We start from the raw sequence: 14,204 nt of genomic DNA on the forward strand, positions 1-14,204 counted from the left end.
GGGAGGAACATTCATGATTGACTGAGCAGGGTTTTAGGATGTGCACGATGTGTGTAATGGTTGGTTGTTACCAAATTCCTTAGGACGTCCGCCGCATTTTTCGCTGGATGGTTTTAGATGGTGCAGAAGCATCATTGAAATAGTTTCAACTAAAGGAAACATAGACTTCTAGCTTTATATTGTCACGTGATAGGGTCAGTTTAAGCCGATGGAAATTTAACGTAATGGAATGCGTTGAACAATATGGGGATTTATATAAAATCAAGAAAACTTGAACGATATGTAATTAGCTGTTTTGTGCCATTCAAGGCTCTTTTTTTATTTTCATCGTTAAATTGAAAAAATGGAATGCAATGTAATTGTTACTCGAATAGGATCGGTACATTCGTTGCGGGATTAAGAATCATTTGGAGGAATTGGAATGGGTTTATTTACAAGTAAGATTGCAGCTGGTGTTGTACTAGGGGGTTTTACATTGGCTGGGGCTGGATTGGTATTTACAGGTACTGGGACATTGCAGCAGGCTACGGATTTTGTTAAAGAAGCAGGAAGCAAGTTAACTCAATTCGAAGGAAATGAGAAAACATTGATAAGCAAGATCAATACTTTACGGGATAGTGCTAATTCTAAAATTAATGAAGCGAATTCCATCATCACCGGGAAGAAAGCCGAGATCAGTAAGTTAAATGAAAATATCAAAAATATGACTTCGGAAAAAGATAATCTGACAGCGGACATTGCTTCCCTTAAACAAGATATCACAGGTCTACAAGCAAACTTAAAAGATTCCAACACGAACTTGGAGGCGACCAGGACGGCTCTAAATACTAAGACTAATGAGTATAATAGCAAAGTTGCGGAGTTGAATGCAACGAAAGAAAAGATTGCTAATTATGAAGGTTTACTTAAATATGCCGAGCAAAAAGCTGAAGAAGCTGATAAATTAGTGGCACAGCTTGAAAAAGAGATACAGAAGGCCAATGCAGAAGTCAAGGCACATGGTGAGGCAGTGAATAGTGTCAAAGAACAAACCAAAGATGACCAGCCGCTAAGTCAGAAGGAACTTGATGCATTGGATACAACTCTAAAAGATGTCAATTCCGGAGCTGCTGAAACTAAACCTGCTTCAACTGGAGAAGATTCCACCAAATAACGTATACAATATGATGATAAAGGGGCGGAGGTGCTTTCTCCGCTCCTTTGTTATTGTTTATAGAACGAATCTTCATGCCCCCCTCATTAGGCCGTAGGCTCCTGGTTCAACTTCTGCTTAGTACCACATCGAAATCATCCTACCTGAGTCTTCTGGATCCTGCAGCGGTCAAAGCATACAACAAATGAAAAATTGGAAGATTCATGCATTTAAATTTGTCAACCATGAGGTTTTCTGATAGTATAAATGTCCATTTCATCTAGGCATCGGTTTGATTATTCGTTTAAATCGGAAGGGAGAGTGAGGGAGTTGGGAAGTCATCCCGATTTTGAGAAGGAGCGGCAGAGGCTCGATTTTACAAAACGCTATATCGATGTCGTCATCAAAACCTCAGAAACGAGCAAAGATCAATTTCAACGCAATATGCAAGAAGCTTTTGGTGATGCAGACTGGTCTGAATCCGGCTTATATTCTCAATTGCTGACGACAGCGAACTTTTTTGAAATGTCCAAAACCGAACTTGAGAGTTTACGGAAAGCGAGTAAAAAGCCTTATTTTGCTAGAGTCGATTTTGAAAGAAATGATGGCAGCAGCGGTGAGATGCTTTATTTCGGAAAAACCTCCCTTTACCAACGGGAAAGCCAGGAGCAGATCATCGTCGATTGGCGATCACCGATTGCCAATCTTTATTACGAGGGCAGAATTGGCGAAATTGAGTACGAAGCCGAAGGGGAAACATTTAGCGGCAGCATCACGTTAAAGAGGCAGCTAATGATCGAGGAAGGTGTCCTGGAAGACGTAAGGGACATCGATTTAACGACAACGGATGAACTGTTGCAGGAATCCCTTTCTAAAAGTTCAAGCAATCGGCTGACTGATATCATTACGACGATTCAGGAAGAACAAAATAAAATCATCCGCGCGGACTTGAACAAACCGATCATTGTCCAGGGAGCGGCCGGCAGCGGTAAAACAACAATTGCTTTACATCGGATATCCTACTTCATTTATCACTACAAAGACATGTTCGACCCACGTCAATTGATGATTCTCGCTCCGAACAGGGTTTTCATCGATTACATATCTGAAGCATTGCCTGAATTGGGAGTTGAAAAAGTAAAGCAGTTCACTTTCGCCGAATATGTCCAGGTGGCGATAGGTAAACAAGTGAAGCTCGCGCCGGATGATAAATTAACGCGATTGCTGGAAAAGGATGATGAAGAAACCAAGACCGCCATCTGGATATCGGGCTTGAAGGGTTCCCCTGCGTTTAAAAATATTTTGGACGAATATATAAAGGATATTTTCAGGGGATTTCATCCGGATGCTGATTTTTATTGTGATAAATATCGCCTCTATTCTTCTAAGAAGTTCATCAGATTATTGGAAGAGGATTATTGGTATTTGCCTCTATACACGAGATTGGACAAATTGAAGGCCATTTTACAAAATGAAGTGAAACTGAAAAAGAAAATCATACTTGAGAGGGTCACTGAGTTTTATGAGGCCAAAATTGAAAAGGCACTCTATAAGAATATCGATCCAGTCATACGTAAGGAATTCGTTACAAAATGCCACGATAAAAAGGAAGAGAGGATCCGGCAGGCCCAAAAGGCGATCCGAACTTCTGTAAAAGCCTATTTCAAGCAATTTCAAATGAAAAACCTCTTCCAATACTATCAGGAATTGTTCGAGGACCCAGAGCGGCTGGTCTCGTATAGTAACGGCAAACTGACGTTGGAAGATGCCGTCACATTATGCAGCTACAATCGTAAATCATTTTCCATGAAAAGCTATGAAACCGAAGATTTGGGTGCATTACTATATCTTCAGGAGCGGATTTTTGGCGTCGCCAAAGAAAACAAAGCAAAAAATGTCGTCATTGACGAGGCGCAGGATTATAGTTTCATGCAGTTACAAGCGCTCAAGACGGCAGTGGATACTGATATGTTCACATTGGTAGGTGACCTGGCACAAGGCATCCATTCATATCGTGGCTTGCAAACATGGGAAGAGGTTCACAGGCGTATTTTCCCGCGGGCGACCTATACGGAATTGCAAAAAAGCTACAGGACGACCGTCGAAATCATGAATCAGGCTAACCGAGTTCTTCAGTTGCTAACCTACGATTTCCCTGAAGTTGAACCTGTTGTCCGTCATGGCAGGGAACCTGAATTCATCTCCATTGATAAGGATGGGTGGGAAGAAGAATTGACCGAATTGATTGAAACACTTAAAGGGGAAGGATTCAAAACGTTCGCGGTAATTGCCAAAACGATGAAGGATTGTAAACTGGCGAACGATAAACTAAGTGAAATCAATCAAGACTTCCACCTAATAGATGAGGCGGGAAGCATCCCGAAAAATAAAACCCTTATCGTTCCTTCTTACCAAGCGAAGGGGTTGGAATTCGATGTTGTATTTGCCATATCGCTGGAGGAAACGTACGGCACCGAAAATGAGCTTGACATCAAGCTGCTATACGTCACGATGACAAGGCCTTTGCACCGTCTCTATTTTTTAGGACGGAAGAAAAACGCTTTCCTTATCGAGCCGTGAGATGGCCTGGCTGGACGATGCCCAGCCTCCGGGAAGCTTTACAAATGAACAAGGATATCCTGGATATCATCCCATCCATATCCTACTTCGATTAGCTCGATTCCAGCCATTTTAACCGTTTTTTCAGCAATGACTTGCCCGCCTAGCGCTTCGTAAAAACCGCATGAAGGATTATCCTTCAATGCCCAGATGATTAAATTCTTATGGCCCATTTTGATAAGTTCATCGATGATGGATTTTACCATTTGCCTGCCCATTCCCCTTCGTTGATAGGTTTTCAAGAAGTAGATGGCATATACTTCACCTTGAATATGCGGGTCTTTTGTTTGTTCAGGCCCGCCTGAAGCGAAACCGATGATTTCCCCGTTGGAATTTTCCGCTACAAATGTGGCATTATGGAGCATTTTTAAATTCCTTTGCCAATTTTTCATCCTGGTTTCGATATTCAATGAAGCTAGATAGTGATGTGGCAGGATTCCTGCATAAGTAGATCGCCAACTGCTTATATGCACATGGGCTATACCCTTTACATCTTTCTCCATCGCTTTTCTTATTTTCATGAAAAGTCCCCTTTGATTTCATTGTTTTTACCTAGAATATCATGGTAAAGGTGAATAAGCATTTAATTTATGTTTATAACTACCTTATAAGGGATAAGAAATAAAAGAGCGATTCAACGAGATGAAGGGAAGGATGAGAAGATGACATTGAAAGTTGGTTTTTATTTTCCAGGAGGTAAAGAATTAGAGCATGAGGTTGAGGGTGACGATTCAACTCAAATGATTTCAAATATCCAAAAGCACCGTTATTATAATTTAGTTAAGGGCGATTGCCATTATGTCGTGGATACGGAAAAGGCAGCTTATTTTTCCGTAACGGAAATATCTGAGTGAGGATGAGCCGCATTGGACTTTTGTTCCAATGCGGTTTATTCTTTTTAGTATCGATATAAAGGAGTTTAGGCCAATGAAGATCAATTTCACGAAAAAACAATATGAAACCTTATTCAAAATGGTTCAATACGGATATTGGGTTGCTTCCGATACGGAAAATAATAAAGAGTTCGGTGAACTCGAGCAGTACATCAATTCCCATGCCAAAGATTTCGGCATCGAAGGGGTTCAATTTGAGCCGGAGTATGAACTATACGATATAAGCAGGGAATTGGAGGATCAGCTCCATAAAGTGATAGACGAATATGAAGAAGGAGTCTTCCAGGATAAACTTGCCTATCATCTGGCTAGAAAGGAGTTTATCGCCGAATCGGAAAAACATGATTACAATCAAGAAGAAGCGATGAAACGGATCATGGAGCTTGAAGAAAAATATCACCTTCATATAGAAGAGCATGGCATTCAGAAATTGAAGATAGAAGAATAAAGGGAAAGAGGGCGGGCTGGCCCTCTCAAACTGGAGACGAACTTTCGGTAAAATCTACTTTGTTTTCAGGTTTTTAGGATAAATACTTACCTATTCCATTCCAGTTTGCTTGATACGAATATGGACTCTTGCTTGCCCATATTTTTAAATATTGTACGAAGACCGTTGTTTTCCACTGTGGGCACTGCACTGAGTCCCGGAGGTTACTGAAAAAGTGCCCCACTGAATAATTAATAGGAATCCTTATCAACATATAATGAAAAAAGAAGTTGAATACCTACATCCAGTAGGTATTCAACTTCTTTTTTTTGATTATGCGTTTATCCGTGCCCTCGCTTTGCACCTTACTGGTTTCGCTTGGACAAGCATTCCTAACCGTTTCCATCCACCTTGCATGATTTTAGGCGATTGTTCCTTTTGGCTTTGTTTATTCATCGGAATTAGGACTCCATTTTTCGATAGTGAACCGATAAAAGGCTTGCAGATCATTTTGTGAGCTAAATCCTGCTTGGGCGGTTTGTTCACTTCCGCCACCTTTCCCGTTAAAGAGATTGAGCTCGGCTTTGAAATATTGTCCGCAATGTATGGGCAGCGGTCCGCTGTTGGAAAGAATCATTTTTTGATCCTTCCTCGAAGCTAATAAAACAAGCACTTTTTCTTTTTTTATTATCGTAGCTGCTAAATATTGCAATTCTTTCAGTGAGCTTTCTTCGAATAGATGATGGATGAACCCTTCCTTGCTTCCTGTAAGCAAGGAGTCAGCCAGGAATTTTGCATTTTCAAGCTTTAGGTTTTCGTTTTCCGAAAGCAGCTGTTTATAGTCATTTTCCATTTTTTCGACCCGATTGAAGATTTCAGTACGTCCGGTATTGAATTTATTTGATAGGGCCGAGAGAATGCCTTGCCCTTCGGAGTAATCTTTCAATGCCCTGAAGCCGCATTTGAAATAGAGACGGGTATGGTCCTTCTGCTTCTCGGTTTTGAGGATTTTTATCAAACCAATTTCCCCGGTTCGTTCAACGTGGGTTCCGCCACACGGGTTATACTCTATCCCTTCGATTTCGACAATGCGGATATTCTCGGAAACCTTAGGCATCTTTACGACAGCAAGTGTCTGTAATTGCTCCTTGGTGACGTAATATGTGTGCAGTTGGCGATTTTCGAAGATATATTGATTCACCTTTTTTTCAGCTGCCGCCGTATGTATTTCAGTCCAATTGCCTTCGGTTATATCGATGGTCAAATACTCTTTGCCAAGATGGAAGCTGATTGTATTCGCATCATATAGTTCCCGACAGACGGCTGAGAGGAGATGCTGGCCGCTATGTGACTGCATGTGGTCGAAGCGGCGGGACCAATCCAATTCACAGTGTACAGCCCTTGAACCTGGCTTTTTCTCAAGCTTATGAAGGATGCATCCATCAGTGCCTTTCATTACGTCAAGAACGGGGAGGCCATCGATGGTTCCTGTATCTGAAGGTTGGCCGCCTCCTTCTGGAAAGAAGGCTGTTTCATCAAGTGTGATATAGTAATGGTCATTCTCCTTAAAGCACCCCAGGATCTCGGAATCCCATTGAGCGGTCTTGGGGGATGTGTAATACAATTTTTTTGTCATGAATGTTTCCCTATTCCTTTCTGTCATTCCTTAAATTATATCATCGAAATCCCTATTTTTGAAAAGGGGAAATATCCCGCAAGACAAGTAAATAAGGAATTTTTATGAAATATTTTAAATAAATTTTGCAAGATGGCGATAATCTATTTATAGACAAATTTTTATGATGTAAAATATTCCTGAAAGTATATACTTTAGACCTAATTGACGTTGAATGAAAAACGCTTACTGGTCTAAAAGGCTTATTTGCATTTGAAGAAAGGGTCAAGTGATTAGAAGTGAAACTTGTAAATATGGAAAAATACAAAAATAGCTTATTTGGAAATATAAAAAATCAACTTTCAGATTGGCTGGAGCTTGAAGATGTTCAAACGATTCCGGAGCATGATGTATTCCGTTTCTTGCATTCCATCAAAGGGACCGCGGGAACGCTGCAATTATGTGGACTTATGGCAATTACGGAACAGCTATTAGAAGACACGGATGAAGAAAGTGGCCGAGTATGGATTCCATCCGACCTTAGGAATTTCCTTTTCGAGCTTATTGAACATACATACGAATATGAGCATTTTGATGAAATTGAAGTAAAGGGAAAACCGGTACGTGATTCCCAGGCCCCGCTCATCCAGATCATTGACGATGATATTTCCATGCTCATTTTATTGAAGGATCTTCTGGAGGAACAGGGATGGATGGTGATCACGAATGCCGATCCCGTCAAGGCGACCAATCAATATTTTGAAATGCAGCCAGATTGCCTGATTCTTGATATCCAACTGCCTGCAAAGGATGGGTTCCAAATCCTCCAGGACATTCATTTGCATAATGAGAAATATTTCATTCCAAAAATCATGATCAGCATCCAGAACGATAAGCAAACCAGAATCAAAGCATTCAAGATGGGAGCGGATGATTTCATCGGCAAGCCGATCGATATAGATGAGTTTATCGTCAAGATGGAAAGACATTTGCAGAGGAAGAGGATTTTTGATCAGTCGGTCCTGATAGATGAGTTGACGCAGGTATATAACCGAAGATTCCTTGAAGACACGCTGCCGCGCTATTTCAATGACTATAAGCGGTCAGGGCAGCCTTTTACGATCAGCATCATTGATATAGATCACTTTAAACGAGTGAATGATCGGTATGGGCATGCGGCCGGGGATTTCGTATTGGCAGAGTTCGCCCAATTCATAAAAAGCAAGATCAGGAGCTCAGATTTGATCTGCCGCTATGGAGGGGAAGAATTCGTCCTTATTTTCCCTGATACTTCAAATGAACAAGCCAAGCATAAGCTAACAAGGTTAATCAAGGACTTTTCCGCAAAGGAATTCACCCACGAGGGGCAGCCTTTTTCGGTTACATTTTCTGCCGGAGCATTTACGGTTGAAAATGAGCATGTTACGCCAAAGGAAGCACTTGAGGAAGCGGACACATCATTATATGAAGCCAAACGAACAGGGCGAGCAAAGGTTGAAAGTATACAGCAAGCACGATTTAACAAAAAATCTCTTAATGTGTCCGTAATCGATGATGACATCATTATCCGGACCATTTTGACCAAAGCAATGCGTTCGCTACAGGTACCGCACTTCGATTTGGATATTGCCGTTTATGAAGACGGCCCTTCATTCTTGAAGTCCGATCGAGCCAAGGAAGACGTAGGGCATTTTTTAATTCTTGATGGTGTAATGCCGATCATGGATGGAATCGAAGTGCTGGAGAAAGTGAAACAGGGAAGCAATGCGGATTTTTATACCGTATTGATGCTGACGGGAAGAAAAAGTACGGATGATATTGCCAAAGCGTTGACATTGGGGGCGGACGATTATGTAACGAAACCCTTTAGCATTACTGATCTGAAGTCGAGGATAGAGCGCCTGTTGACAAAGCTCATCTAACCCATTTCCACTGAGATGATAGTGTACAGCCAAAGTAAGGATCGTTCATGCTTGACGATATTAACTTAAACCACCTTTAAGGAGATGGAATGATGAAACGAATTTTATTAGCGGAAGATGAAGAAGTGTTACGAATGCTGGTAGTGGATACACTGGAGGATGAAGATTATATGGTTGACGAAGCGGCAGATGGGATGGAGGCCGTGAAGCTTCTCAAGCACCGGACTTATGACCTGATTATTCTTGATTATATGATGCCAGGGTATACTGGTTTGGAGATCATTGAAAAAATCCAGTCTTCCGAAATAAAAGCACAAGGAAAAATCCTCATGTTATCTGCCAAAAGCCAGCAATTTGAGCAAGAACGAATATTGGAAGCGGGTGCGGACTATTTCATGGCCAAACCATTCAGTCCGTTAAAGCTAATCGAAAAGATAGAGGTCATTCTGCATGAAGCTGAATCCATACATTACTAAAAGTCTGTCAAGGCAGGTCGTGTCATTGATGACGGGATGCATCATCCTATTTATTGTCGGAACAGGCATTTTATTTTACCATTTGCAGTCTTTGCAAGCTGAATATATCCAGCACCGGCAAAGCATCGTCGGAAAACAATTAGTAATAGAAGATATACTCGACCAATATCATACGGTCTTTTTAAATCTGACAGCCAATAATTCACTTGATAAAGATGGGTTAAAAGAACAATCCATCCAAGAGGAAATTTCGATTCGGGAAAATATTGAACAGTTTAAGGCTATTGCTCATTCCAAGGAAGATAGGGTCATGATCGATAAGCTTGACAATTTTACCAGTTATTATTTTAGCGAAGCTCTCCCGTCCTTATTGGATTCCCCCGAAAACAACGGTGGCACACATATCATGGCGCAAGTTTCGGATTTTCGCAGCTTGATAAAATCATACTTAGGCAAGCTGACGGAGAAACGTGATGAAAACGTGAAGGATCTTACAAAAGAACAGTCCATCCTTCAAGGCGTATTTGTCGGATTCGTTCTTATTTTTTTATTCATCTTCCTGTTCATAGTCAGATCGATTATCAAGAATATCGGTAAGCCACTTGCCGATTTCTCAATGGCAGCCAATGAGATTGCTGCTGGTCGGGAGGCTGTCATTTCAGTCAATGAAAATCGCAGGGATGAGCTTGGGGCTTTGTCGATCGCCTTCAAAAAAATGTTATCCAGCGTTCAGGAAAAAGAGCAGGAATTGATGGCACATAATGAAGAGCTGCTGGCACAGCAGGATGAACTGCAGGCCCAGCAAAATGAACTGCAAGTGACACTTGGAATCATAAGTGATAATGAACAGAAGCTTACAAGGAGAAATGAATTGATCAATGGGATATCCTCCACATTGGATAAAAACGAAGTATTGAAAAGCATTGTCTTTAATATGAGCAAGATCATATCGGCTGATCGCGGGATGATTGCTTTAGTTCATGAAGATGCTTCTTCTTCATTTGGAATTTCGGATAATGGCGTGAAGCAATTCCGCAACAACATCCACAGTGGTTTAAATTATCGTTTGCTAAAAGAAAAGAAACCCTTCACGATAAAAAGAGAACAATTGGACGCGGAGAAAGGGTATCACGAAAATACGAATTACAGTTATGATTTATATCTTCCCGTTTTATCCACGTTTCAAGAAGTGGACGCCATCATGGTTTACAGCAGATATGGAACGCCATTTAAGAATCAGGAAGTGGAAGAATGCGAAACGCTGGCCAAGCAAATCGCCACGTCTCTTGACAAGATCAAGCTATACGAGCAAACCGAAGGTAATCGGAAATTAAATCAAGATATTTTGAACACGATAAAGGAAGGCATCCAGCTGATTGATCAAGATGGTAAGGTTGTGCAGGTCAATCAGCCTTTCTGCGATATTTTTAAAACCGGTTCAACCCCTGATCAAATCATTGACTTGCCATGGGAGAAGTGGAGTGCTGAGTTATCTGAACAAATGGAGGGGGATAGATTTTCCCGTTCGTTGGAGGAAGCGATTCAGCATCTTGAAGAAGCCAATCATGAACAACGTAGCTTCACTTTTAAAAAGAAAGAAACGAATCAGGTCATAAAGGTTTATTTCGAAGCTTTGCGCTATCGTGAAGAGGGTTTTGGGACTATCTTGGTTTATCGGGATATAACGAAGGAATATGAAGTGGATCAAATGAAATCCGAATTCGTCAGTACGGTCAGCCATGAATTAAGGACTCCGCTTGCAAGCGTCCTTGGTTTTACCGAGTTGATGCTAAATAAACCATTGAAGCCTGAGAGGCAAACAAAATACCTGCAGACGATCTACAATGAAGCGAAACGGCTGACAGCACTTATCAATGATTTTCTGGATGTTCAAAAAATGGAATCGGGCAAACAGATTTATGAAAAAAAATATGTGGAGGTCCTCCCATTGCTCCAGAAGGTCATTGAACACTTGGAAATAAATACAGAACACCATGATATTCAGCTTCAAGTGGAAACGACTGACGTGATGATTTTGGGAGATCGGATAAAGATCGAACAGGCCTTTACCAATCTTCTAAGCAATTCAATTAAATATTCTCCTGATGGCGGCAGGATATTGGTCCGGGTTTATGGCAGGAATGAAATGCTTTCCATTGATATCGAGGATGAAGGGCTTGGCATTCCCGAAGAATCCCTGCCCCATTTATTTCAAAAGTTTTATCGGGTCGATAATTCAGATCGCCGCAGAATTGGAGGCACTGGACTGGGACTGGCAATCGTTGATGAAATCATCAAATCGCATGGGGGTCAGGTGACGGTGGTCTCACAATACGGAAAAGGGAGCACATTCACCATTTCTTTCCCTAAGGTTACGCAAAAGGAAGCGAGCTTGAATCATGATCGGCAATCGATAAAACTGAGCTATGAAATCATGGTAATCGAAGACGATATTAATTTGGCGGAACTATTGAAATATGAATTGATGGATAGCGGGTTTCATGTGAATTATTTCAATAGTGGGAGAAAAGCCTTCCAAGAACTGAAAAAATCACCGCCTGACGCCATTGTTCTGGATATCCTTCTTGAAGAAGGAGAGATGGATGGGTGGGGCATTTTAAGGGAGTTAAAAGTATCCGCTGGCTTGAAGGAGATTCCCGTTTTCATATCGACCGCACTTGATGAAAGGGAAAAAGGGCTTTCCTTGGGGGCCAAGGATTACTTAGTTAAGCCTTACAAGCCGAGCCAATTATCGAAGGTGATCATGCATACGTTGTTAAGCAATCGTAAAAAAGGGCAAATCTTGATACCGCATTCCTGTAATGAAGGGGACCATGAGTAAAGAAAAAGCAGGAATGGGTATACATAACAACAAAAAGATGATAAATTCAATGATGTTGGAAAAAATAATTAATGAGATATAATTGTAGGTAAAGGTAAGTTACAGGAGGATTCAAATACATGCAAAAAATTCAGGCCGGCATGGCTGTAGAGTTAGAAGTGGAACGTAAGGCGGATTTCGGTTGGTTTTTAACGGATGGTTCAGAAGATGTCTTGCTTCATCATAATGAAACGAACGAAGGAACGGAGCTTGAGATTGGTGATGCGGTGACGGTATTCATCTATCATGATAAACAAGCTAGGCTTACGGCGACTATGAAAATCCCCGACATTCAAATCGATCGATATGGATGGGCGGAAGTTGTCAATGTGAAAAGGAAGCTTGGGGTGTTTGTGAACATCGGACTCTCCAAAGATATACTTGTATCTCTTGATGATCTTCCGAATATTGACCGCTTGTGGCCAGAGGTAGGCGATCGACTTTATGTATCCTTGAAGACCGATCGCAATGACCGGTTATTCGGTAAGCTTGCAACCGAAGATATAATTCAGGAGATTGCCGTAAAGGCTCCTTTAAAAGGAGTTCGTAATACAACCGTGAGCGGGAATGTCTACCGGCTGCTCATGGTCGGATCATTCTTTGTATCACAAGAAGGCTATCGCTGTTTCATTCATGAAAGTGAACGCAAAGAAGAGCCTCGCCTTGGGGAATTAGTGGAGGGCCGCGTCATAGATAGTAAGGAAGATGGTACGCTGAACGTCTCTCTAATCCCGTTTAAACAAGATTTGATGGGCGAAGATGCCGATGTCATTTTCAAGTATTTAATGAATCGTGGCGGAGCGATGCCTTATGGAGACAAAACGCCTCCGGATGATATTCAATTTCACTTCGGTTTAAGCAAGGGAGCGTTCAAACGTGCTCTTGGCAAACTGATGAAGGAAGACAAGATTTATCAGGAAGATGGCTGGACTTATTCTTCAGATCGTAAATGATAATAAGCGCAGAATTCAAATGGACCCCCATTGTCAGACAAAAGTCTTAGATGGGGGTCCATTTTTATATGATGTTCAAAAAAACTTCTTTTTACCTTGTTCATCTTTTAAAATCTCCACTGCCTCTCTGAATCTCATACTATGGACAATTTCCCTTTCGCGTAAAAACCTTAGGGAATCATTGATATCCGGGTCATCTGAGATGTCAATTAACCACTGATACGTTGCTCGCGCCTTCTCTTCAGCGGCAATATCTTCATAAAGATCGGCAATCGGATCCCCTTTCGCTTGGATATACGTGGCTGTCCATGGGTTTCCTGCGGCATCATGATAAAACAGTGCACTATCATGATTGACATAATGATCTCCAAGTCCTGCTTCAGCCATCTGTTGTGGCTTGGCGTCCTTCGTGAGCTTATATATCATCGTAGCGATCATTTCCAGATGAGCGAATTCTTCCGTTCCGATATCGGTTAACAACCCAATCACTTTGTCAGGAATCGTGTAGCGCTGATTTAAGTAACGAAGGGCAGCTGCCAATTCTCCATCGGCCCCTCCGTATTGTTCAATTAAATATTTTGCCAATCTAGGATTGCAGTCCCTGACTTTAACCGGGTATTGCAGCTTCTTTTCATAAACCCACATCGATATCTCTCCTTATACTTGCCAAGGCCAGGGGCCTTGACCCCATTCCCATTTATTTTCATCGCCGGAACTGTTTCCAAATCCCAATAAGGGACCGTATTTAGGTTCAAAAACAGCTTTCAATTGCCTGGAGTATTCATGGAATTGATTGAATTGCTGCAGGGCCTGCTGGTCATTAGGATGCGTATCCAAATAATGAGTCAGCTCGACAAGCACAAAATCCGCAGCTTGTATTTGTTCTAGCAAATGATAATATTCATCATCCAGTTTATTCATTTACGACTTCCTTTCCCGATATGGATTATCATAATAATCATAAAAAAACTTCCATAACGTCCCGTATTTCAGTGCTTCCTCTGGTGTGAATTGCTCCAGGTTCGGAGGTTGAAAATTGATATATAAATGGGGGGGCGTTCTGTAGTATTTCCTCCCGATGGGGGGACAAGGATCATCCTTACTATGAAAAGGTTTATATGATTTGACTAATGTAAAGGATTTATCGCGCGTCACGAATATGCCTCCTTTGTAAAAATATGGCCTTTAATTTTTATGCCTCGGCCGTGCCTAATATGCCTTTATTTCTTTGGAAAGAGGACGGTCTGGAAAAAGATGTTTTTTCAGAATATTATAAATCCTTGTTA

General features: G+C 41.4%; 13 protein-coding genes. 8 read left to right on the top strand and 5 right to left on the bottom strand.

The features are described 5' to 3' along the window. Positions 1–421 precede the first annotated feature (421 nt). On the top strand, positions 422–1,153 hold the full coding sequence (locus CVN76_RS13405; protein ID WP_100531665.1) for a hypothetical protein: 732 nt from the start codon (positions 422–424) through the stop codon (positions 1,151–1,153). Positions 1,154–1,453: 300 nt separating this feature from the next. Further along, positions 1,454–3,712, top strand: coding sequence for an RNA polymerase recycling motor HelD (gene helD / locus CVN76_RS13410; protein WP_442857574.1), 2,259 nt, complete (start codon positions 1,454–1,456; stop codon positions 3,710–3,712). A gap of 38 nt (positions 3,713–3,750) precedes the next feature. Here the strand turns inward: helD and CVN76_RS13415 are convergent, their stop codons facing one another. After that, positions 3,751–4,272 (bottom strand): GNAT family N-acetyltransferase, encoded by a 522-nt coding sequence (locus CVN76_RS13415; protein WP_100531667.1) that lies wholly within the window; start codon positions 4,270–4,272, stop codon positions 3,751–3,753. Positions 4,273–4,413: 141 nt separating this feature from the next. Between CVN76_RS13415 and CVN76_RS13420 the strand changes: the two genes are divergently transcribed. Together CVN76_RS13420 and CVN76_RS13425 are read left to right on the top strand one after the other, a co-directional pair. Further along, positions 4,414–4,605 carry a hypothetical protein gene (locus tag CVN76_RS13420; RefSeq protein WP_100531668.1) on the top strand — a complete coding sequence of 64 codons (192 nt, stop codon included), beginning with the start codon at positions 4,414–4,416 and terminating at the stop codon, positions 4,603–4,605. A 73-nt stretch (positions 4,606–4,678) separates the two neighbouring features. Next, entirely contained in the window at positions 4,679–5,092 is a 414-nt protein-coding gene (locus CVN76_RS13425; RefSeq protein ID WP_100531669.1) for a hypothetical protein, read from the top strand. A gap of 427 nt (positions 5,093–5,519) precedes the next feature. Here CVN76_RS13425 and CVN76_RS13430 read toward each other — a convergent pair whose 3' ends face one another. Beyond that, complete coding sequence (locus CVN76_RS13430; protein ID WP_100531670.1) at positions 5,520–6,707, bottom strand: alanyl-tRNA editing protein; 1,188 nt, start codon at positions 6,705–6,707, stop codon at positions 5,520–5,522. 278 nt (positions 6,708–6,985) lie between these two features. Between CVN76_RS13430 and CVN76_RS13435 the strand changes: the two genes are divergently transcribed. From CVN76_RS13435 to CVN76_RS13450, 4 genes are all read left to right on the top strand, one after another. Further along, positions 6,986–8,608, top strand: a complete 1,623-nt coding sequence (locus tag CVN76_RS13435) for a GGDEF domain-containing response regulator (RefSeq protein ID WP_232732205.1) — start codon at positions 6,986–6,988, stop codon at positions 8,606–8,608. Between the two features lie 92 nt (positions 8,609–8,700). After that, positions 8,701–9,084, top strand: a complete 384-nt coding sequence (locus CVN76_RS13440) for a response regulator transcription factor (RefSeq protein ID WP_100531671.1) — start codon at positions 8,701–8,703, stop codon at positions 9,082–9,084. Then, positions 9,059–11,926 carry an ATP-binding protein gene (locus CVN76_RS13445; protein ID WP_100531672.1) on the top strand — a complete coding sequence of 956 codons (2,868 nt, stop codon included), beginning with the start codon at positions 9,059–9,061 and terminating at the stop codon, positions 11,924–11,926. The genes CVN76_RS13440 and CVN76_RS13445 overlap by 26 nt, the downstream gene beginning before the upstream one ends. Positions 11,927–12,045: 119 nt before the next feature. Further along, positions 12,046–12,918: a CvfB family protein gene (locus tag CVN76_RS13450; RefSeq protein ID WP_100531673.1), complete on the top strand. Its 873-nt coding sequence runs from the start codon at positions 12,046–12,048 to the stop codon at positions 12,916–12,918. A 75-nt stretch (positions 12,919–12,993) separates the two neighbouring features. On the opposite strand, the gene cotJC is transcribed toward CVN76_RS13450, so the two are convergent. Genes cotJC through CVN76_RS13465 form a run of 3 tightly spaced genes read right to left on the bottom strand, consistent with a single transcriptional unit; the run spans position 12,994 to position 14,073 of the window. Further along, positions 12,994–13,563: a spore coat protein CotJC gene (gene cotJC / locus CVN76_RS13455; protein WP_100531674.1), complete on the bottom strand. Its 570-nt coding sequence runs from the start codon at positions 13,561–13,563 to the stop codon at positions 12,994–12,996. Positions 13,564–13,575: 12 nt separating this feature from the next. Continuing rightward, entirely contained in the window at positions 13,576–13,839 is a 264-nt protein-coding gene (locus tag CVN76_RS13460; RefSeq protein ID WP_100531675.1) for a spore coat protein CotJB, read from the bottom strand. Beyond that, positions 13,840–14,073, bottom strand: coding sequence for a spore coat associated protein CotJA (locus CVN76_RS13465; RefSeq protein WP_100531676.1), 234 nt, complete (start codon positions 14,071–14,073; stop codon positions 13,840–13,842). Between the last annotated feature and the right edge of the window lie 131 nt (positions 14,074–14,204).

Source organism: Bacillus sp. mrc49, assembly GCF_002803435.1.

Excerpts from the sequence above, each read along its gene's own strand:
- CVN76_RS13420 (WP_100531668.1), top strand. The coding sequence starts at position 4,414 with ATGACATTGAAAGTTGGTTTTTATTTTCCAGGAGGTAAAGAATTAGAG.
- CVN76_RS13425 (WP_100531669.1), top strand. The coding sequence starts at position 4,679 with ATGAAGATCAATTTCACGAAAAAACAATATGAAACCTTATTCAAAATG.
- cotJC (WP_100531674.1), bottom strand. The coding sequence starts at position 13,563 with ATGTGGGTTTATGAAAAGAAGCTGCAATACCCGGTTAAAGTCAGGGAC.
- CVN76_RS13445 (WP_100531672.1), top strand. The coding sequence starts at position 9,059 with ATGAAGCTGAATCCATACATTACTAAAAGTCTGTCAAGGCAGGTCGTG.
- CVN76_RS13430 (WP_100531670.1), bottom strand. The coding sequence starts at position 6,707 with ATGACAAAAAAATTGTATTACACATCCCCCAAGACCGCTCAATGGGAT.
- CVN76_RS13405 (WP_100531665.1), top strand. The coding sequence starts at position 422 with ATGGGTTTATTTACAAGTAAGATTGCAGCTGGTGTTGTACTAGGGGGT.
- CVN76_RS13450 (WP_100531673.1), top strand. The coding sequence starts at position 12,046 with ATGCAAAAAATTCAGGCCGGCATGGCTGTAGAGTTAGAAGTGGAACGT.
- CVN76_RS13415 (WP_100531667.1), bottom strand. The coding sequence starts at position 4,272 with ATGAAAATAAGAAAAGCGATGGAGAAAGATGTAAAGGGTATAGCCCAT.
- CVN76_RS13440 (WP_100531671.1), top strand. The coding sequence starts at position 8,701 with ATGAAACGAATTTTATTAGCGGAAGATGAAGAAGTGTTACGAATGCTG.
- CVN76_RS13460 (WP_100531675.1), bottom strand. The coding sequence starts at position 13,839 with ATGAATAAACTGGATGATGAATATTATCATTTGCTAGAACAAATACAA.